Annotated in this window: 18 protein-coding genes; 9 read left to right on the top strand and 9 right to left on the bottom strand. The window is 70.9% G+C overall.

The features are described 5' to 3' along the window. Positions 1–63: 63 nt before the first annotated feature. From DN051_RS04015 to DN051_RS03990, 6 genes are all read left to right on the top strand, one after another. On the top strand, positions 64–1,245 hold the full coding sequence (locus DN051_RS04015; RefSeq protein ID WP_112437993.1) for a CaiB/BaiF CoA transferase family protein: 1,182 nt from the start codon (positions 64–66) through the stop codon (positions 1,243–1,245). A gap of 48 nt (positions 1,246–1,293) precedes the next feature. Continuing rightward, positions 1,294–2,157 carry a citrate/2-methylcitrate synthase gene (locus tag DN051_RS04010; RefSeq protein ID WP_246040914.1) on the top strand — a complete coding sequence of 288 codons (864 nt, stop codon included), beginning with the start codon at positions 1,294–1,296 and terminating at the stop codon, positions 2,155–2,157. A gap of 59 nt (positions 2,158–2,216) precedes the next feature. Then, the gene (locus tag DN051_RS04005; RefSeq protein WP_112437992.1) at positions 2,217–3,080 is read left to right on the top strand and encodes a DODA-type extradiol aromatic ring-opening family dioxygenase; all 864 of its coding nucleotides are present in this window, start codon (positions 2,217–2,219) and stop codon (positions 3,078–3,080) included. Beyond that, positions 3,077–3,436 (top strand): hypothetical protein, encoded by a 360-nt coding sequence (locus tag DN051_RS04000; protein WP_053757754.1) that lies wholly within the window; start codon positions 3,077–3,079, stop codon positions 3,434–3,436. Before DN051_RS04005 ends, DN051_RS04000 begins: the two co-directional genes overlap by 4 nt. Continuing rightward, the gene (locus DN051_RS03995) at positions 3,433–3,963 is read left to right on the top strand and encodes a DoxX family protein (protein WP_053757753.1); all 531 of its coding nucleotides are present in this window, start codon (positions 3,433–3,435) and stop codon (positions 3,961–3,963) included. Before DN051_RS04000 ends, DN051_RS03995 begins: the two co-directional genes overlap by 4 nt. 193 nt (positions 3,964–4,156) lie before the next feature. Continuing rightward, complete coding sequence (locus DN051_RS03990) at positions 4,157–4,351, top strand: hypothetical protein (RefSeq protein WP_112437991.1); 195 nt, start codon at positions 4,157–4,159, stop codon at positions 4,349–4,351. A gap of 367 nt (positions 4,352–4,718) precedes the next feature. Here DN051_RS03990 and DN051_RS03985 read toward each other — a convergent pair whose 3' ends face one another. The 3 genes from DN051_RS03985 to DN051_RS03975 all read right to left on the bottom strand — a co-directional run bounded on the left by DN051_RS03985 (position 4,719) and on the right by DN051_RS03975 (position 10,685). Beyond that, positions 4,719–7,748, bottom strand: a complete 3,030-nt coding sequence (locus tag DN051_RS03985) for a tetratricopeptide repeat protein (protein WP_112437990.1) — start codon at positions 7,746–7,748, stop codon at positions 4,719–4,721. Beyond that, positions 7,749–9,611: an HSP90 family protein gene (locus tag DN051_RS03980; protein ID WP_053757750.1), complete on the bottom strand. Its 1,863-nt coding sequence runs from the start codon at positions 9,609–9,611 to the stop codon at positions 7,749–7,751. Positions 9,612–9,707: 96 nt separating this feature from the next. Then, positions 9,708–10,685, bottom strand: coding sequence for a hypothetical protein (locus tag DN051_RS03975; RefSeq protein ID WP_246040912.1), 978 nt, complete (start codon positions 10,683–10,685; stop codon positions 9,708–9,710). A 351-nt stretch (positions 10,686–11,036) separates the two neighbouring features. Here DN051_RS03975 and DN051_RS03970 point away from each other — a divergent pair, with 351 nt between their 5' ends. Both DN051_RS03970 and DN051_RS03965 read left to right on the top strand, forming a co-directional pair. After that, positions 11,037–12,452 carry a cytochrome ubiquinol oxidase subunit I gene (locus DN051_RS03970; RefSeq protein ID WP_112437989.1) on the top strand — a complete coding sequence of 472 codons (1,416 nt, stop codon included), beginning with the start codon at positions 11,037–11,039 and terminating at the stop codon, positions 12,450–12,452. Beyond that, a complete protein-coding gene (locus DN051_RS03965; protein ID WP_053757748.1) occupies positions 12,449–13,438 on the top strand; it encodes a cytochrome d ubiquinol oxidase subunit II in 990 nt (329 codons plus the stop codon). The genes DN051_RS03970 and DN051_RS03965 overlap by 4 nt, the downstream gene beginning before the upstream one ends. 30 nt (positions 13,439–13,468) lie before the next feature. On the opposite strand, the gene DN051_RS03960 is transcribed toward DN051_RS03965, so the two are convergent. Further along, a complete protein-coding gene (locus DN051_RS03960) occupies positions 13,469–14,764 on the bottom strand; it encodes an epoxide hydrolase family protein (RefSeq protein WP_112437988.1) in 1,296 nt (431 codons plus the stop codon). A 360-nt stretch (positions 14,765–15,124) separates the two neighbouring features. Here DN051_RS03960 and DN051_RS03955 point away from each other — a divergent pair, with 360 nt between their 5' ends. Further along, positions 15,125–15,889 (top strand): SDR family NAD(P)-dependent oxidoreductase, encoded by a 765-nt coding sequence (locus DN051_RS03955; RefSeq protein WP_053757746.1) that lies wholly within the window; start codon positions 15,125–15,127, stop codon positions 15,887–15,889. 83 nt (positions 15,890–15,972) lie between these two features. Here the strand turns inward: DN051_RS03955 and DN051_RS03950 are convergent, their stop codons facing one another. From DN051_RS03950 to DN051_RS03930, 5 genes are all read right to left on the bottom strand, one after another. Continuing rightward, a complete protein-coding gene (locus tag DN051_RS03950; RefSeq protein WP_381277824.1) occupies positions 15,973–16,269 on the bottom strand; it encodes an ArsR/SmtB family transcription factor in 297 nt (98 codons plus the stop codon). Between the two features lie 82 nt (positions 16,270–16,351). Then, positions 16,352–17,194, bottom strand: coding sequence for a hypothetical protein (locus DN051_RS03945; protein ID WP_199314880.1), 843 nt, complete (start codon positions 17,192–17,194; stop codon positions 16,352–16,354). A gap of 31 nt (positions 17,195–17,225) precedes the next feature. Continuing rightward, positions 17,226–18,104, bottom strand: coding sequence for a TauD/TfdA dioxygenase family protein (locus DN051_RS03940; protein ID WP_112437986.1), 879 nt, complete (start codon positions 18,102–18,104; stop codon positions 17,226–17,228). Positions 18,105–18,187: 83 nt separating this feature from the next. Next, positions 18,188–18,763 carry a hypothetical protein gene (locus DN051_RS03935; RefSeq protein ID WP_112442036.1) on the bottom strand — a complete coding sequence of 192 codons (576 nt, stop codon included), beginning with the start codon at positions 18,761–18,763 and terminating at the stop codon, positions 18,188–18,190. Between the two features lie 64 nt (positions 18,764–18,827). After that, the gene (locus DN051_RS03930; protein ID WP_112437985.1) at positions 18,828–19,898 is read right to left on the bottom strand and encodes a GSCFA domain-containing protein; all 1,071 of its coding nucleotides are present in this window, start codon (positions 19,896–19,898) and stop codon (positions 18,828–18,830) included. Positions 19,899–19,906 lie beyond the last annotated feature (8 nt).

The raw sequence follows: 19,906 nt of genomic DNA, 5'->3' as shown, positions 1-19,906 counted from the left end.
CTCCTCGATCGAGACTCCGTGAACGGACGCATGTCCGTAGAGCGGACGGAGAAGGCTGACAGCATGGCTGACGACGACACGGACAACCCCGGGACCAGCCCGGTGGGCCCCTTGCACGGACTGCTGGTGGCCGACTTCTCCCGCGTACTCGCGGGCCCGTACGCGACCATGCTGCTCGCCGACATGGGTGCCGAGGTGGTCAAGGTGGAGAGCCCTCAGGGTGACGACACCCGCACCTGGCTCCCGCCCGTGCGGGACGAGGTCTCGACGTACTACCTGGCGGTCAACCGCAACAAGCGCTCCCTGGCACTCGACCTCAAGAACGACGACGACGCGGCACTGGCGCGGGAACTCGCCGCGCGCGCCGACATCGTCATCGAGAACTTCAAGCCCGGCGGGCTCACCCGCTTCGGACTCGACTACGCCGGTGTCCGGGCCGAGAACCCCGGCGTCGTCTACGCGTCCATCAGCGGCTTCGGTACCGGTGCGGGTGCGTCGCTGCCCGGCTACGACCTGATGGTGCAGGCCATCTCGGGCCTGATGAGCCTGACCGGGGACCCGGAGGGTCAGCCGTACCGGGCCGGCATCTCCGTGTTCGACGTGATGACCGGACTGCACGCCGTGATCGGCATCCTGGCCGCCCTGCGCCATCGCGCGCAGACCGGCCGGGGCCAGCACGTGGAGGTCAACCTCCTGTCGACCGCGCTCTCCGGGCTGGTCAACCACTCGAGCGCCTATGTGGCCGGTGGCACGGTGCCGTATCGGATGGGCAACGCCCACCCGAGCCTGTTCCCGTACGAGCCGCTGCCCGTCTCCGACGGCGAACTCATCGTCATCGCCGGGAACGACGGCCAGTTCGCGCGGCTGTGCAAGGTGCTCGGCCTGCCCGGCCTCCCGGACGATCCGCGGTTCACCCGCAACCAGGACCGCACCGCCAACCGCGAGCAACTGCGGCCCTTGCTGGTCGAAGCCCTGGCCGGACGCACCCGGCAGGAGCTGTTCCGCGAGCTGCTCGCCGCCGGCGTGCCCTGCGCACCCATCAACACCATCGACGAAGGCGTCGCGTTCGCCGACGAGCTCGGCCTGGCACCGGTCGTCACCGTCGGCGACGGCGACACCGCGGTACCGACGGTCCGTCACCCCATCACGTTCTCGGCCACACCGGCCCACTACCGACTGCCTCCGCCCGGACTCGACGAGCACGGCGCCGAACTGCGCGCCTGGCTCGCGGAACCGCGCGACTGAGCGGACGCCACCCGCGACGACCGACCGACCCTGGAGGAGCGTTCCATCGTGCAACGACCGGACCCCGACCGCCCGCCCCGGTACCCGACCTCGCTGGGCACCTCGGACACCAGCACCATCACGCTGCTCGGCCACGACCTGGCCGCCGATCTGATGGGCCAGGTCGGCTTCGGTGAGCTGGCCTTCTGGATGTCCGCCCAACGCCGCCCCACGCCCGCCGAGGTCCGCGTCTTCGAGGCCGTCCTGGTGGCCCTGGCCGACCACGGCTTCACCCCGACCGCGATCGCGGCCCGGCTGACCTATCTGTCCGCACCCGACTCCCTTCAAGGGGCGCTCGCCGCCGGACTGCTGGGCGGAGGCTCCCGCTTCCTCGGTGTGACCGAGGACTGCGGCCGCTTCCTGCACGAGGCGATCACCACCCACGCGGAGCGACTGCCCCACTCCTCCGACGACTCCGCTGATCCCGGCGGCTCCGGTGAATCCGGCGGTTCCGACGAGCGAGCCTGGGACGAGGTGGCACTGGAACTGGTCGAGGCCGCCAGGAAGGAACGGCGGCTGATCCCCGGCCTCGGCCATCCCGTCCACAAGGTCCAGGACCCCCGCACGCCGGTCCTGATCGCCCTCGCCGAGGAGAACGGCGTCAAGGGCCCGCACCTGCGCCTCTTCGAGGCCATCGGCCGGGTCCACCCCACGGTCCTCGGCCGTACACTGCCGCTCAACGGCGCCGGGGTGTGCGGCGCGGCCCTGGCCGACCTCGGGCTGCCCATCGCCCTGCTGCGCGGCTACGCACTGCTGGCGCGTGCGGCCGGACTCCTCGGCCAGCTCGCCGAGGAACAGCGCTCGCCCATCGGCATGGACGTCTACCTCTCCGTGGACCGCAACGCCGTCCACGTCCAGCCCCCCAACGACTGACCCCGTCCCCGGCAGCCCCGATCCCCGACCGGAGCGGGCGGCCACACGAAGGAGGCCCCGTGGCAGAGCTCGTCGCAGTCATCGCCTCGACCCACCATCCGTTCTACTACCGCGCCAGCACGGCCACCGGTGAGGACCGGCCCCCGTTCGCCGACACCTGGGTGGCCAAGATCGAGAAGTTCCGGGAGACCCTGACCCGGGCCCGCCCCGATGTGCTGGTGATGGTCGGCTCCGACCACTTCCACCAACTGTGGCTGGACAACATGCCGCAGTTCCTGGTGGGCAAGGCACCGTTCTACGACGCGAACTTCTACAACGAGGAACGCGAGTTCGGCCTGCCCAGGATGCTGCTCAAGGGGCACGAGGAGCTCTCCGCCCACGTACTGCGCCAGGGCCTGGACGCCGGATTCGACCTCGCCTTCAGCAACGAGCTTCGCATCGACCACTCCATCACCTGCCCGATCATCACCCTCCGCCCCGAGGCGGACCTGCCGATCGTGCCCCTCTACACCAACATCTTCGCGCCGCCGCTGCCGCAGCCGAAGCGGTTCGTGCAGCTGGGGCGCAGCATCCGCGAGATCATCGAGAGCTGGCCCGCGAACCAGCGCGTCGCCGTCATCGGCACCGGACACCTCTCCCTCGAACTCGGCGGGCCACGCCAGTTCGGGGCACACGGGCCGGATCCCGAGTTCGACCGACGGGCGGTCGAGTGGATAGCCAACGGGGACATCGAGGGCTGCCTGTCCGAGGTCACCCTGGACAGCCTGCATCTGCCGGGCAACGCCACCCACGGTTTCATGGACTTCATGCTGATGATGGGAGTCGCCGGCGAGGGCGCCAAGGCCGATCACGTCGACACGCTCGACCTGTTCCACACCATGGAGGCCTACTTCACCTGGTATCCGAAGGGGGTTCCGGCATGAGCAAGTACCTGGTCAACAAGTTCCTCTACACGATCGACCGCGATCCCGACCTGGTGGAGCGGTACCGCGCCGACCCGCGCGGCACCGTCGGGTGGTGGGAGTCCGAGCGGGCCAACACCCTTCTCAACTGCGTCTCCGGCGAGGCGTCGACCTGGCTCCGGTTGGACGACGCGGAACGCGAGGCGCTCGCCGACCACGACTACCCCAAGCTGTTCGAACTGGGCGCCCACCCCTTCCTCACACTGACCCTGTTCATCGCGATGTTCGAACGCGATCACGATGGGCTGGACTACCAGAAGGAGTACGCCCGGCGGCTGGCCCACTTCTCGCTGCCGTACCCGGACATCGCGACATGAGCGCCGGCCTGCTGCTCCTGCGGCTGCTGCTGGCCGCACTGCTGTTCGGACACGCCGCCCAGAAACTCCTGGGGTGGTTCCGGGGCCTGGGACCCGACGGCACCGCCGCCGTCTTCGAGAGCTGGGGCTTCCGGCCGGGCAGGCCCATGGTGCTGCTGGCCGGGACGTGCGAGCTGGTCGGTGCCGTCCTCCTCGGGGCCGGTGCGGTGACGCCGCTCGCCGCGGCCGTCGTCATGGGCACCATGATCGTCGCCGCGGCGCCCAGCGCCGCCAACGGGCTCTGGGCTCACCTCGGAGGCTGCGAAGTCCCCTTTCTCTACGGCTCTCTCGCGCTGGTCGTCGCGGTGACCGGACCGGGGAACTGGTCGGTGGACCACGCCGTCGGCGCGGACGACTTCTCGGGGGTGCCGTGGGCGGTCGCCGCCGCGGTGCTGGCGGCCGTCTCGGCGGTACCGCCGCTGCTCCTTCGCCGGCGAAACCTGCGCGGCGCAGGTGAGGACGTCGAGGCGGGCCGAGTCGGACCGTGACGACATCGCACAGGAGTCAGGCGTGAACCGCTCCGTCGCCGGGCGGCACGGTGCGCCGCATCACGCCGTCGCGACCGACAAGACGCGGTGGGTGACGGGGAGTTGACGACGCGCGTATGGTGGAGGGGAAACGCATCACCGCCCGCCGTGTGCTGTACCGGCGGCCGAACGGGGGAAGAAAGGTGCGTGCCCGATGACGGTCGGGCTCCTCTCCACGATTGCCGCCGCGCTCTACGGAGGCACGGTCTCGATCCTCGCGCTCACCGCGACCTTCGCGCGGCGCCGCACGCTCCGACTCGAAGCGCGCAACACCCTCGCCGTCCTGGTCCCGGGCGGAACCACCACACCGCCGCAGGCGGAAGGCACGGGGGAGGCGCGGAGCGGCTAGCCGGTCGGATCATTCAGCCCCTGCTCACCGACCGCCGCGAGCGCGTTTCGAGCGCATGGCTCGTCCCCGTTCTCAACGGAGCGGGGCGAGCGATGAGCCCATGCGTCCCGAGCTTTGTGTGACCAGAGCCCACATCGAGGTGTGGAGTGGGCGTGTGCTGCCGAAGGGTGCTGAGCGGATCTCGTTCTGGACGGTCCTGCTCGTCTCGTTCTCCACGGTGCCGTCGGGGGCGTACTCGACAAGTCCACGTACGGTTCTGAGGCATCTCGGGGCCCGCCCGGCCGGTCGTCTGCCGGTCGGCAACCGGCGTCCCGGGACCCACGCCTGTCTTCAGCAGGGTGCGTCGGTCCCGGGACGGTGGGAGTTGTCAGGCCTGTTGGCGGGTCAGGTAGTCCTCGCGCAGGGCGTCGAGGATCTGCGCCGCCTCGGGGAGGTTCGCGTGGCGGCAGCGTCGGGATGCCGCGGTCAGGCGGACCACCGCGTCGTTGAACCGCTCCAGGCCGTTCCCCTCGATCAGGGCCGCGATGCGGACCGCTTCCGCGCGGGGCGTCTCGCCCTGCTCGCCGCCCTGTTCGTGGGCGGCGATGGCCGCCTCCGCCTCGGTCAGGGCCTCCGGGAAGCGTTCGGCCTCCGCCAGGACGCGGGCGCGGCGGTAGTGCACGGTGCCGGACTCGAACCAGGAGACGAAGGTCTCCGTGCCCTCGGGTACGGCGGCCCCGACCGCGTCGGCCTCCGCCAGGTGCGCCAGCGCCGTGTCCAGCCCGTCCGGTCCCTGGGCCAGCATGACCAGACGTGCGAACTCGCACATCATGTGCATGATCAGGCTCGGGTTGGGTGCCTCGGCGTGGGACGCGACGGCGCGCTGGTAGGCGGTGCCGGCCGCGTCCCAGCGGTCGGCCAGCGCCAGCGCCGTCGCGGTCTCCGCCGCCACCAGCGTGTGGATCGCGGCGTCGTCCTCCCAGCCGGCGACGGTGTCCGCCAGAAGCAGGAACTCCTCGGCCGAGGCCAGGTACTCCTCCAGCTCCCGCAGTCCGCGCGCCAGCGTCAGCCGGGCCTGGGCGCGCAGTCGTGCGTCCAGCGAGGACGCGGCCTCGTCCGCGAGTACGGACTCGAGGACCGCGACGGCGTCGGCCTGCTGCCCGCTGCGGGCCAGGACGTCCGCGAGCTGGAGCCGTACGTCGGCGGCGTCGTCGGGCGCGTCCTTGTGGTCGTAGCGGGTGGCGGCCTCGGACAGATGACGTACGGCCGCGCCGAAGTCCCCCATGTGCGTGGCGGCATGGCCGAGCAGCGCGTACGTCGGCGCGAGCGGGAACTCCGTGTCGTCGTGGCGGACGGTATCCGCGATCACCTGGTGCAGCAGGTCCACGGCCGCTTCCGGTTCGTCCTGGGCCAGCATCATCTGGGCGAGCATGGCGCGCGGGCGCGTGGCGCGCCAGGGCCGCTCGGACCCGTCGATGTCCTCCAGAGCGGCGCGCAGCTCCGTCTCCGCGCGGGCCAGGTCACCGGTGCGGGCGGCCAGATCGGCGACGAACTGCCGTGCGTTGGCCACCTGGTGGGGGAAGCCCAGCTGCTCGGCCTCGGCGTGGAGCCGGCGAGCGGTCTCCTCGAATCGCTCCATCGCGGAGTCGGGGGCCTGCGGGAGCTGCCGCAGTACTTCCTCGTAGGCGGCGAAGGTGCAGGAGTGCAGTACGGAGAGGCACTCCAGCTCGCGCTCCGTCTGCACGTCGGCACCGTAGGCGGCCTCCCCGGCGCCGCGTGCCTCGCCCGTGAGGGGGGCCTCGGTCTTGAGCCGCTCCAGCTCGCGCAGTGCCTCGTCGATGCCGGCCCGGATGGTGTCCTCGTCCGGCCGCCCGGTGCCGGGGGCCGTCCCGTCGCCCTCCTCGGATTCCGAGCTCTGCGGGGCACTGTCGAGGGACGTGGCCCTGGCCAGGGCGTGCGTGCGGGTGGACAGGGCGTGCCAGGGCATCTCGAGCCGTTCGAACAGCTCGGCGCTCCGCTTCAGCTCGCTGACGCTGTCCGCGGTGCGGTCCTCCTGCGCGTGCAGGCGCGCGCGGTGCTCGGCGAGTTCCGCGTGCAGCAGGTCCGGCGGACCGAGCCGGTCGTCGTGTACCGCGGTGCCGTCGGTGAGGCGTTCCGCGACACGGGACCAGAGCCGGATGCCTGCCGGGTGTCCCACGGACGCCATGCGGCGTGCCTCGCGCACCAGGGTGACGAAGTCGTCGGGCACCTCCGTCCGGGTGGCGGCCGGGGGGACGGCGGCCGGGGCGGTGGCCGGGGCGTGCGGGCGGGCGGAGGACGTCCGCAGTCCCAGCGGCAGCGGTTCGTCGAGCAGCGGACCCTGGGCGAGGCGCAGCCGGCGGCGCTCCCCGACGGCCGTGGTGGCGTTGCGCGCGTCGAAGGCGGCGGTGAGCCGGTCCCCCTCGGACCGGACGTGGGCGAGGAGTTCCTGCGCGGTCCAGTTCCGGCCGGGCGGGCCGGCGACGGGCGTGGCGCCGTGCCCGTCCTCGACCAGCCGGGCGAGCAGTACCTCCACGCCGGTGAGGAAGCCCACGCGGTCCAGCGGCGCGCCGGTCGCTTCGTACAGGGGCCGGTTCTCGGCGAGGATCTCCAGGCCGCGGCCCTCGTTGCGCGTCAGGGCGCAGAACTCCACGTGCAGACCCACCTCGTGCATCATGCCGGTGTTCCCGCGGACCCGCCGGTAGCCGGTGAGGTGGTGGGAGCGGGCCTCGTCGGTACGGCCGAGGCGCACCAGCGGCAGCAGCGCGCGCGCCTGGCTCATCTGCGGTTCCTCGCTGCACGCCGTGGAGCCGGCCAGGACGGGCGCCCAGGTGTCGAGGGCCGCCGCGTCCTCGCCCGTCGTCACCTGGTGTCCGGCGAGGTACCGGATCTCGCAGGCCTCACAGTCACTCAGCTCGGTACGGGGCCGGGTGACCCACAGGTCGAAGGCGTCGGCCAGGCCGACGCCGGTGTGCGCCGCGACGTGGTAGCGCATCGCCGCCACCGGCTGCATGCCGTGCTCGGCCGCCTCGTAGCGGCTGCGCATCCGGCCGATCCAGCCGTCGACGGTCGCGAGCGGCACGTCCGGTACCTGCAGCAGGGACGTCGTCACCCACTTGAAGCGCCAGAAGACCTGGTGGGCCTCCCACTGGCTGAACGACTCGGGAGCGGTGTCCCACACTTTGAGCAGCCGGGCGAAGACGACGGGCGACTTGCGGTGCTCGCCGGTGTACTCGTACGCCGTCATCAGCTCCAGCAGGGCGGTGACGAGGACGTCCGGCTTGTCGAAGGGTTCCGCCGCCTCGACGAGTTCCTCGGCGGTGATGGTGCGCTGCACACCGTGGGGACGGTCGTGGTTCTCGCGGAGCGCCTCGACCACGGCCTCGGGGGTTTCCAGCATCTACAGTTCCTTCCGGGGCTCAGCGCCGGGTGCGGCCGTGCCGGGGTGGTGCATGGCGTGGGTGAGCAGGCCGATGAAGGCCCGGTTGAGCAGGGCGCTCTCGCCGGCGCGCAGCGGGCGGCGACTGAGCAGGAGGGCCTGGCCGTACAGGGCCTCGGCGGTCGTGACGGCCAGACCGCGCTCGGTGATCGTGATCGCCTGACGGACCAGCGGGTTGAGGTGGTTCAGGACGAGCTGGGCGCGCGGGGTGTCGTGGCGCAGCGAGCCGAGGATGTCCGCCCACAGGCCGTCGCTCTCGGCGGCGAGGCTCGACCTGGTCCGTTCGTGGCGCGCCTCGCGGTTGTCGAGCAGCAGGGCGGGCGCGGAGACGGGCTGGAAGTCCCGCAGGACGACGTCGCAGTCGTGCTCACCGATCGTCTCCCGGGCGACCGCGAGAAAAGCCGCCGCCCTCAGTTCGGCGCCCGGGTCCACGGAGTCGAGGTGCGCGGTGACGGTGGCCGGGTCGAGGTCCGTGACGGCCGTTCCCGGGCGGATCTCGGGCAGCCGGTGCACCAGGTCGCGGTCGTAGGTGTAGCCGCCGTTGACGACGCCGAGGCCGGCGGCCGCGGCGATGGGGGCGACCTGGCGGAACTCCTCGACGCTGCGTGTGACCAGGAGGGTGGGGTGCGTCCGCGCGAACTCCTCCAGGGTGACATTGCCGTCGGTGGTCTCGAAGGGCAGCCACGGCAGCACGATGCGCAGCAGCTCGTCGTCGTAGCGGGCGAGCGCCTTGACGGCGAGGTGGTGGGTGTCGATGAAGCGGTGCAGCAGCGACGGATCGCTGGCTGCGAGACCGGTGAGCCAGTCACGGATCCGCTCGCCCAGGGCGTCCCGTACGGCCGACAGCGTGCCGTCCTCGTACAGGGCCTCCCGGGAGGCGGTCGGGCGCAGGCTCGTGGTGTCGACGACGCAGCGTACGAAGAACGCCCAGTCGGGCAGCAGCTCGGGGGCCTGGTCGGTGAGCAGCATGCCCTTGAGGTGGACGCGGTGTCCCGCGCGCTGCGCCGGGCTCACGGCGGTGGGCAGGACGTAGGCGACGCCGCGCAGTCCGGCCGCCGGGAGGTCCAGCTCGATGGTGTCGAGCGGGGTGAAGTCGAAGAGGGTGCGGCAGTACGCGGTGAGCGCCTCGCGGCGGGCCAGCGGGGAGCGGTGCGTGTGCTCCCACGGGGGTGTGTCGTTGATCCGGTGGGTGTCGCCGCGCGGCCCGACGACGGTGACCTCGTGCCGGAGCAGCCCGCCGTAGTGCCGGGCCAGGGCGACGACCTGCTCGGGGCTGGTCCACTCGGCGTTGTCCGCGCGCGGGGTCAGCCGCACGGTGGTGCCCGGCTCGGGCACGGCGGACGCGGGCAGGGCACGGATGGTGTAGCGGCCGTCGGAGTGGCCGCGCCACTCGACGGCGGGGGCCGAGGGGTCGGCGGCGGTCCGGCTGACGACGCTGATCTCGTCGGCGATGACGAAGCAGGCGAGCAGGCCGATGCCGAACTGGCCGATGAACTCGCCGCGGGCGGCGTCGAGTCCGGCACCGTCGAGCGAGCCGTCCGCGGTCCGCTTGGAACTGCGCCCGATGGTGGCGAGGAACCGGTGCACATCGGCCTCGGTCAGGCCGATGCCGGTGTCCGTGACGGTGATGGTGTCACCGGTGCGCACCGTGATGGTGCCGGGCGCCGAGGGCTCGACCGCCTGCCGGGCCGTGATGGCGTCGACGGCGTTCTGCAGCAGTTCGCGCAGGTATACACGGGGACTTGAGTAGAGGTGGTGGGACAGCAGGTCGACCAGGCCGCGCAGGTCGACCTGGAAGGTGTGAGCGGTCTCGGAGTGAGGCACCTGACGGAGTCTTTCGGTGGGCGCGCCCGTGCCGTGCGGCGCGGACGCGGAGGGAAAGGTACGGAGGGCGTTGCCCCCGGAGCTGGTCGCGCCGGGTCAGCGCCCGGCCGCCGAACGGTGCCTGCGATAGGCCGCGGCAGGGTCGGAGCCGTTGAGGTAGTACCAGGGGAACTCGGTCACCCGGCCGTCGATGGCCTCGAAGCACTCCCGCGCCATGTGGCGGTTCCCGGCCAGCGAGAACGCCATGGCGAAGGTGTTGAGGACCTGGATCCAGGCGCCGCCGCGGACGAAGTCCGGGTGCCGGAACGAGTGGTCGGCCGCTTCCCGCAGGGACAGCGTGACCTCGGGCCGGCGGATGTACTCGGTGTCCGGTCCGGCGTCGAGGGAGAGCCACTGCTCGATGTGCGCGATCGCGACGAGCTGGCCCAGCAGCGTGCCACCGGGCGCGCCGAACGCGGACTCGCGAGCGAAGGCGTGCATCTCCTCGTGGGAGCCGCCCCACTTGTCGCAGACCTGCTGGAGCTGTTGCGTGTGTGCGCCCAGGTGGTACGGGTCGCGTCGCACCGTCGCCTCGAACCGGCGCCGTGCGACGGCCTGGCCGACCTGCAGGCCGCGACCGGTGGTCTGGAGGCCGTACCAGGGCGAGACCCATCCCGGCTCGCGCTCCGCCACCTCGTACAGCCACTGCTCGGCCGTGCGCAGCCGGGTGTGGAACACCTCGAACTGCTCGCGTGAGACGTGCTTGGCCCGCGCCCCCGTCCGGGCCTCCCAGGCCCAGCTGATGTGGCGCATCCCCGCGACGAGCCGGGGCAGCGTCGCGTCCGGCTCGGCCTCCAGCACCTCGGTGATCCACCGTTCCACGCCCGCGGTGTCACTGACGGCCGACAGGAGTTCCGTACGGTCCTCGCTCTCGGGCCGTGCTTCGAGCACGGCGCGCACGGTGGCCCAGTCCGCCGCCTCGGCGGCCTTGCGCACCCGCTGCACCTCGGGATCGCCCGAGTCCTGCTGCACCTGCGCGACGGGCCGACCCGCCCATTTGCCCAGCGTGAGCCCCAAGTCACGGAGCAACGCCATGTCCCCACCCCTTGCCGTGTCCTGACACGAGAGGCCGATGATCACCCCCCTCGTGGACGTAGTGACTATCACGTGGCACCGACATTCGCACATCCGTTTCCCTGCGGCGTCGCGACCGGTGGAGCGGCACTCCGCCCGCCGGGGGTGATCGCCGATCGGGGCCCAACACGCGCCCAGCGCTTGAGGGTGCTGCCGTACCCGCGTCCTGCATACTCGGCGCAGGCGGCGCCCAGTGAATGCTCCAGCAAATCGAGAACGACACGGACATCCGGACACGCAGCAGACCGGTGGTGGCCCCGTCCCGGGATCGCACCGTGAACTGCTGCTTCCTACGAGCCCGAAAGAGACTTCATGGAGTTGTCCGCGCTGGTGGGAGCCGTGGAACCGCCGCAGTTGCTTCCCGCGCGCCTGCAGATGGCGTTCACCCTGGGCTTCCACATCATTCTGGTGCCCTTCGGAGTCGCGTTCACCTTCATGATGCTGATCTGCCAGTACCGGGGACTGCGGCGCGGTGACGAACAGGCCCTGGTCCTGGCCCGGCGGTGGTCGCAGGTGGCGGCCGTGCTGTTCGCCGTGGGAGCCGTGTCCGGAACGGTGCTCACCTTCGAGTTGGGGATTCTCTGGCCCGGGCTGATGGGCAACTACGGTGCGGCATTCGGGTTCCCGTTCGCGATCGAAGGACTCTTCTTCTTTCTCGAAGCCATCTTCATGGCGATCTACATCTACGGCTGGAAGAGGCTTCCCGCATGGCCCCACTTCTTCACCGGAGTGGTGGTCACCCTGTCGGGCATCGGCGGCACGGCCTCCGTCATCGCGGCCAACAGCTGGATGAACCAGCCCGCGGGGATCGTCATGCGCGACGGCCGCGTGGTCGACGTGGTCCCGTCGGAGGTCTTCTTCAACGGCGCGTTCTGGTGGGAGACGGTCCACATGCTTCTCGCGGCGTACATCGTCGCGGGCTTCGGTGTCGCGGGCATCTACGCCTGGGGCCTGCTGAAGGGCCGTCATGATTACTACCACCGGATGGGTTTCCTGGTCCCCTTCACCGTCGCGGCGATCGCCATGCCGTTGCAGTTCCTCGTGGGGGACACGATCGCGCGCCAGGTGTTCGACAGGGAACCGGCCAAGTTCGCCGCCATCGAACTCGTGCCGACCACCGGTGATCACGTCCCGGAGACGCTCGGCGGCATCCTGATCGACGGTCAGGTGCGCTACGGGATCGACATCCCCGACGCCGCCTCGATCCTCGCCGGTTTCAGCCCTTCCACCGAGATCCAAGGACTGGACGCGATCCCCGCGGAGGTGCGCCCGGACGACTCACTCGTCAACATCGTGCACCTCGCCTTCGACGTCATGGTCGGAACCGCCACGCTCCTGCTGTTGCTGGCGGCCTGGTTCGCGTGGCTGTGGTGGCGGCGGCGCGAGGTCCCGACGAACCGCTGGTTCCTGCGCGGCGCGTCCGTCGCCGGGCTGGTCGCGCTCGTGTCCCTGGAGTCGGGCTGGGTGGTGACCGAGGTCGGCCGCCAACCCTGGACCGTCGTGGGTCTGCTGCTGACGGAGGACGCGGTCACCACGGAAGGCAACCTGTGGCCGCTGTTCGCGGCAGTGCTCGCGATCTACGTCTGTGTCGCCGCCGGTGCCGTGGTGGTGCTCCGCGGTATGCGGCGCCGGTGGCAGCAGGCGGGTACCGATGCGGTCGCCGTCCCGTACGGGCCGGAGCGGGCACCGGCGACCGGACCCCGGACGGATGGAGTGGATGACGCATGAGCACGCTGATCGCCGTGGTCCTCTTCGTCGGTGTCATCGCCTACGCCCTGTTCGGCGGCGCCGATTTCGGGGCCGGCTTCTGGGATCTGACGGCCGGCGGCCGCAGGCGGGGGCACCGCACCCGCGAGCTGATCAACAGTTCCGTGAGCCCGGTGTGGGAGGCCAACCACACCTGGCTGGTCTTCTGCCTGGTGACGATCTGGACAGGTTTTCCCCAGGCCTTCACCGCTATCACCACCACGTTGTACCTCCCGCTGGGGCTGGCGGCGCTGGGCATCGTGGCCAGGGGGGCGGGCTTCGCCTTCCGCCACGCACTGGCCGACCACCCGTTGGAACGCATCTCCGGTGCGACCTTCGCGTTGTCCTCGGTGCTCACTCCGTTCTTCTTCGGCACCGTGGCGGGTGGCATCGCCTCCGGCCGTGTTCCCTCGGCCGGGCACGGAGACCCGCTGACCAGTTGGCTGAACCCGACGTCGTTCCTCGGCGGAGGGCTCGCGATCACCGTCTGCGCCTATCTCGCCGCCGTGTTCCTCACCGGTCAGGCCCGGCGCGACGCGCACACCGCGATGGAGGAGGCCTTCCGCCGCCGGGCCTTGGGCGCGGGGATCTTCGCCGGAGTGGTGGCGGTGGCGGGCGTGTTCGTGCTGCACGCCGACTCGCCGCGCCTGTTCCGCCGCCTGAGCGGGGTGGGAGCGCCGCTTCTGATCATCTCCGCGCTGTGCGGCCTCGCCGCGCTGCTGCTGTTGCGCCGAGGCCGCCCCCTCGTCGTCCGTACGCTGGCGGCGATCGCGGTCGCCGCCGTCGTCGCGGGCTGGGGCGTCGCCCAGTATCCCTACCTCCTGGGCACCCATCTGACCATCGGCGAAGGAGCCGCGCCGACAGCGACTCTGTGGGTGCTGTTCGTGGTCTCGTGCGTCGCCGCGGCCCTCATCGTGCCGTCGCTGTTCCTGCTGTACACCCTGCAACTGCGACGAAGGCTCGGCTGACGGGGCCGGCGGCCCCGCGGGCCGTGCGCCTCAGCGGAACAGCCGACCGAACCTGCGTATCTCCTCAGTGAAGATCTCGGGCTGCTCGAACGCCGCGAAGTGGCCGCCTCTGCTCGCCTCGTTCCAGTACACGAGGTCGGAGAACGCCGCTTCGGCCCATCGGCGAGGCGGGTTGTAGAACTCCTTGGGGAACACCGTGACGCCGACCGGCAGATCGAGTTTCACGGCGGTCATGTCGATGTCTGAGTTCTCCCAGTAGAAGCGGGCGGACGAGGAGGCGGAGTTCGTCAGCCAGTAGAGCGTGATGTCGTCCAGCATCTCGTCGAGGGTGAGGACGGACTCCGGATTCCGGTCGCTGTCGGTCCACATACCGAACTTCTCGTAGATCCACGCGGCCTGGCCGGCGGGGGAGTCCGACAGCGCGTAGGAAACAGTCTGCGGCCGGGTCATCATCTGGATCTGGTACCCGATCTCGTTCTTCTGCTGCGCGTTCAGCTGATCCATCGCGGCCCGCTCCTCGGGTGTGAGGCGGGCAGGATCGAGATCGGGCGGCACGATCTGAGGAAAATTCACATGGATTCCCATGAGTCCTCTGGGCCGGATGCGGCCCAACTGGACATTGACCGCGGCGCCCCAGTCACCGCCCTGGGAAAGATACCGGTGGTAGCCGAGACGCGGCATGATCTTGGCCCAGGCCTGCGCCGTCCTGACCCGTCCCCACCCCGTGCCGCTCGGGTGATCGGAGAAGCCGAACCCCGGGAGTGAGGGACACACCACATGGAAGGCGTCCCGTGCCGAGCCGCCGAACTCGGTCGGATTCGTCAACGGCCTGATCACGTCCCTGAACTCCAGCACCGAGCCGGGCCAGCCATGCGTCAGCATGATCGGTACGGCGTCGGGGTGCGGCGATCTCACATGGAGCAGGTGGATGCCGAGCCCGTCGATCAGGGTCCGGTACTGGCCGAAGCCGTTGAGCAGCGCCTCCACCCCGCGCCAGTCGTAGTTCGTCCGCCAGTGCTCCACGAGTCGCCGCACGCGCCACAGGGGAGCTCCCTGCGACCAGTCGTCGACGGGTTCCTCCGACGGCCACCTGGTCAGCGACAGCCGGTGGCGCAGGTCCTGCAGCACCCGCTCAGGGACGCGCAAGTTCAGGGGGACGACGTCGGGTGTCGCCGGCGGCAGCGACAGGCCCCTCGTCCCGATGTCCGCGCCCGTGAAGGCCTCGGCGAACCCCGGAGTCATCAGTGACGCCGCGGATCCGGCCCCGAGCGCGCCCATGACCTGTAGTACGCCGCGACGGCTGGGACCGTCCGTTCGATGTGTCATTCCTCTTCACTCCAACCGTTCTGGTGGCCGGTGGGGGGCTGTGAAGCCCGGGGAGTCACCTCGCGGACCGATGCATGCCCGTTCGGTGTCGTTCGGTGTTCGTCGAACTTCGAACCAAACGTAACATCGACACACGACAGCCACACATGGTGTGTCGGTGTCATGACGCGCAAATCGCCCCCGTCCAGCCGCAAGTCGCCTTCGCTCTGCGGGTGTTCAGAAGCTCCATGGCTCATGGTCATCGGCGTCTGACTTTCCGTGACCGGTCCGCTTCGGTGAATGGTGGGACATGTTTTGTTTCGTGTGAGCGTCCCCCTGGTATGGTTCGATGTATCACGAACATCGAACAAAGGATTTGTGATGGACAGCACCACCCAGGCGGCTTTCGCGGGCCGAGCGGCGATCGTCACCGGCGCCGGATCGGGGATCGGCCGTGCGACGGCTGTCGCGCTGGCGCGGGAAGGCGCACATGTGCTCGGGGTGGGCCGCCGCAGGGACGCCCTGGAGGAAACCGCCGCGGCTCACGAGGGCATCGAGATCCTGGACATCGACATCTGCCGGGACGACGCTCCCGCGAAGGTCGTGGAGACAGCCGTGGAGCGGTGGGGGCGGCTCGATCTCCTGGTGAACAACGCCGGCGCCACGGCGGTCATGCCTCTCGCGGAGGTGGAGAAGCAGGCGATCACCGAGCTGTTCGCCCTCAATGTGATCGCTCCGAGCATGCTCGCCCACGAGGCCCTGCCGCACCTGCGGCGGACCTCGGGCACCATCATCAACCTGTCGAGCACCTACGGCCACCGCCCCATGTCGGGCGGGGCGCACTACTCGGCGACCAAGGCCGCCATCGAGCAGATGACGCGCAGCTGGGCGCTGGAACTCGCGGGGGAGGGCGTTCGTGTCAACTCCGTCGCACCCGGTCCCACCAGGACCGATGTGATGATTCACGCCGGGCTGACGCCCGAGGCCGCCAATGAGATGTACGCCTACGAGCGGGACCGCATCCCCACGCACCGCATCGCCGATGTGAAGGACGTGGCGCACTGGATCCTGCGGATGGCCGAGCCGGCCGGGCGACAGGTCACCGGCCAGGTCATCACCGTCGACGGCGGCCTCGAGCTGATCTGATCCGGCTCGGACCGAGGGCGGGCGGCGACACGGAATCGCCAGGTGGTCGCTGCCGGGACCCTCTCGGTCCGGCACCGCCCGGGTCAGTCCTCCTCGGAGCTCTCCGTCACGTGCTCGCCGACGCCGTCGGCCAGGGCCGCCGACAGCAGGGCCGGCAGCAGCCCGGGAAATCGGGCGTCCAAATCGTCACGACGCAGGATCACGAAGCAGCGCGTGCCTTCCTGGCGGGTCTGTGTGACACCCGCCTCGCGCAGCACCTTGAGGTGATGGCTCAGCGTGGACTTGGCGACCGGCGCGCGGAACTGGCCCCATCCGCGTTCGGCACCGTCGGACAGGACGCGCACGATGCCGAGCCGTGTCGGGTCGCTGAGCGCTGCCATCAGGCGCGGCAAGGTGATCTGGCTCTCGGAGAGTACTGATGAGTGACCCGGCATGGGGACCAGATTACCTTTGTTCGGCACCTCACGAACATGCGTCCCCTGCTCGGCCGGGGAAGCACGAGGACGAGGCCGAGGGCACACTCACCCGCGTCCGGTCACCGGCCTGTTCCGAGGGCAGGGCCCCGAGTGCCGTGAGCAGGCCGTCCGCCAGCCGCAGGGACGCGCCGGGGCCGGCCTGATCGCCCCGATCGTCCCGTGTCGCCATGGCTCGTACGACAGCCCGTGACTGGGCGCCGGGGCAGGTGTCGGCGTACGCCGCGGGGCTGTCCGTCGCGTACGCCCGCGCCAGTCCGGAGCCGACCGCCTCCGCGTGAGCGTCCGCGAACGTACGCACGTTGGCCTCGCAGCTCAGTCGCGCGTAGTCATGGCCGTAGTCGTCGGCCTCGGCCGGAGCGAAGCCGTTGGCCAGCGCGTAGTCGCGAGCTCCCGTGTGGGCCTCGGCGTATGCGCTCGGCCGATCGTGGGCCGCGTCGTGGAGGCCCAGCAGCACCGGGGTGAGGGCCGTCGCCCAGGTGCCGTGCCCGGCCGCCCGGCCCTGCGCCGCCGCACGGTGCAGGTCGCCGAGTGCGGCGAGTGCTGGGCGGTGCTCCTCCCGCAGTGCCCCGGTGAGAAGCGGCAGGACCGTGTCCGCGTGCCAGAGGTGCACGGCGCGCAGCCCGGTCGCGCGCGGTTCCGCCCCGAGCAGGCCGTGCAGCCGTACCGCCCAGGCGTCGCCGGTGTCCGCCGGCAGATTCTCGTGCAGGGCGGTGGCGACGTCCCACAGCCAGTCGGGCGGGGGTGCCCCGGCCACGGCCGTCGAGGGCGGTTCGGCGGCCGAGACACGCAGGGCTGCGAGGAACACCTCACGGTGGGCGGTGGTGGGCATGGGGCACCTCTGCTTTGGTCGAGGAGTCGGCTCAGGCGTGCAGGGCGGAGCCGTCGATGGCGACGCGTCGTCCCTCGCGGGTGTGCGGGAAGTAGTCCCAGATCGCGTGGTGCTGGACGCTGCGGTTGTCCCAGAACACCAGGGTGCGCTCCTGCCACCGCACCCGGCAGTGCAGCAGCGGGGTACGGGCGACGTGCGCGTACAGCATGCCGAGCAGGGCGTCGCTCTCCGCGCGGGACAGCTGGGTGATGTGGGAGGTGTAGGGCGCGTTGACGAACAGCAGCTTGTCGCCGGTTTCCGGGTGCCGGACGACGACGGGGTGTTCGGTGCGCGGCACGTCGTACTCGGGCGGCGGGGTCTGTCCGGCGGCGGTCCAGGGCAGAGCCCCGTCGTGCAGGGCGGTCAGGCCGTCCAGGAAGCTCCGCATGGTGGGGGAGAGCAACTCGTAGGCGAGGTGCATGTTGGCGAACAGGGTGTCGCCGCCGCTGCCGCCCTCGGGCATGGTCGTGATGTACAGCATCGACCCGAGAGAGGGCTCGGGGTCCGCGGTGCCGTCGGCGTGCCAGCCGTTGCCGGCGACGTTGCGCGACTCCTTGTTCGCCTTGATGTCCAGGATGTGCGGGTCCGATCCCTCGGGGGCGAGGGCGACCGGGTGCAGCTCGCCGAAGACCCGCGCGAACCGCTTGTGCTGCTCCGGCGTGATGTCCTGATCGTGGAAGACCAGCACGTGATGCGCGTGGAACGCGTGCTTGAGCTCCTTCTCCTGCTGGGGTGTCAGCTCCTGGGACAGGTCCAGCCCCGTGACCTCCGCGCCGAGCAGAGGTGTGATCGGGGCGACGGAAAGGGTGTCGTAGGGCTCGGCGGGGCGGGTGGACAGTCGTTCGAGGGCCCGCAGGGCGTAGTCCTCCATGGAAGACCTCCGTGGCTCGGGTAGGGGGATCAGGGGCAAGGGGCAAGGGACGGCGGAGACGGGGAGCAGGGAATGGGGGCGGGTCACAGGCCCCGGTCGAGGAGTTCGGCCACCACCAGGCGGCCGAAGGCGAGGTTGCCGTGGATCGTGTCGTCCGGCAGGCAGAACGCGGGGCGTTGCAGGCCCTCGGCGTCGGTGACGCGGGCCCGCAGGTCCACGATCTCGACCCCGCGGGCGGTGATCTCGGCACCGATCACGTCCTGCGCCGCGAAGAAGACGCGGGGGTCGGACATGCCGGGCACACGCTGCGGAGGCAGGGGCGCCAGCACCCTCAGCCCCAGCGCGGCGGTGTGCTCGTAGAAGGCCAGCGCTCCCTGGACGGTGGCCCGCACCAGGTCGGCGAACAGGGGACCGCGCAGGAACCGGTCGGGGACCGTGCCGGACCGGTCGCGGTGGATGTCCCAGTTCTGCCGGGTGGCCACCGTGTGCGCGCTCAGCCCGAACGTGCACACCAGAGGTACCGCCAGCCCCGCCAGCGCGGTCACGTCCAGCGTGTCGAGGAACTCCCGGTACAGCCGCTGCCCTTCCGCCGCGCGGAAGGTGACATCGGTGCCGTCGGTGTCGAAGAAGGGTCCCAGGAAGTCGCGCCCGGATCCCACCGGACCGCCCACGAAGGGCAGCCCGGCGGCCTGTGCCGCGCGTCCGACGCAGCCGGCGTGGGAGTCACCCAGCAGGAGGAACCGGGCGGGGGCTGTAGTAGTCGAGCACGGCGTCGTCACACCAAGGGTCCTCTCCGCCGGTGACGGGGGTGATGGTTCTCGGCGCGGGCAGCGCCGGAGCGGATCGTCCGCGCAGTGAGTGGAAGAAGTGCCGCATCACATGGGCCACACCGTCGGGGCTGACGGTGCGCAGGTTGGGCTCGTAGAAGGCGGCCCGGTAGGGGAAGCCCGTGATGATCTCGTACGACGGGAAGTAGTCGACCCGGTCGTCCTCGTCGGCGAGTTGGCCGGCCACCGCGCGCAGCACGGACTTGGAGTGGGTGGTGGCGACGAGGGCGTGGCGGCCGGTCGCGGTGGCCGTGAGCGGCACCGGGGAGACGGTCAGGACCGTGCGCAGCCCCGGGTTCACGCCGCGTGCCAGGGCGAGCGCGTCCGACAGGTCGCGGTGCACACGGGCCGCCGTGTGCTGGTGCAGGACGTGCCGGACGGGGTCGAAGGTGCCGCGCACGGTGCCCGGGCACATCGGAAGCACCGTGCCGGTGTGCGTGTCGTGCCAGGCCTCGGTCAGGCCGAGAGTGAAGACCAGGACGTCGGCCTCGGTCAGGGCGGTGCGCACGGCGGCGAGGGTGACCTCGCGGGAGCGCAGCACGTCGTCGGGGGAGGAGAAACCGTCCGGTTCGACGGTCGGCCGGTGGGGATCGTGGAAGGCTGCCTTCTCCTCCCAGACCTCCTGCGGCGGCTCCTCCTTCCCGAGCGCCCAGGCGATCCACTGGCGGAGCGCCGCGGCGGTGTAGATGTTGCCGGTGCGGAAGGAGAAGCGGCGGTAGCCGCGTGCCGTCTGCTCGGCCCGGGTCAGGCCCGGGGGCGGCAGCTCGGCGTCGTACCAGTGCATGCCCTGCGCGAGGAGGGCGCTACCGATGTGCGCGGCGAAGCAGGATCCGGCGGTCACCACGGGGGCGTCCTGGTCGATGCCGAACTTCGGCGTCCACAGGTCGGTGATGTCCAGAGGGTCGGGTTCGGCCACCGCGGTGCGCCAGAAGGATCGCGCGGGCAGGCTGCTGTACGGGTGCTGCACGGCTGTCT

The sequence above is a fragment of the Streptomyces cadmiisoli genome (assembly GCF_003261055.1).
Classification (GTDB): Bacteria; Actinomycetota; Actinomycetes; order Streptomycetales; family Streptomycetaceae; genus Streptomyces; species Streptomyces cadmiisoli.
This window is presented reverse-complemented; position numbering and strand designations above follow the sequence as displayed.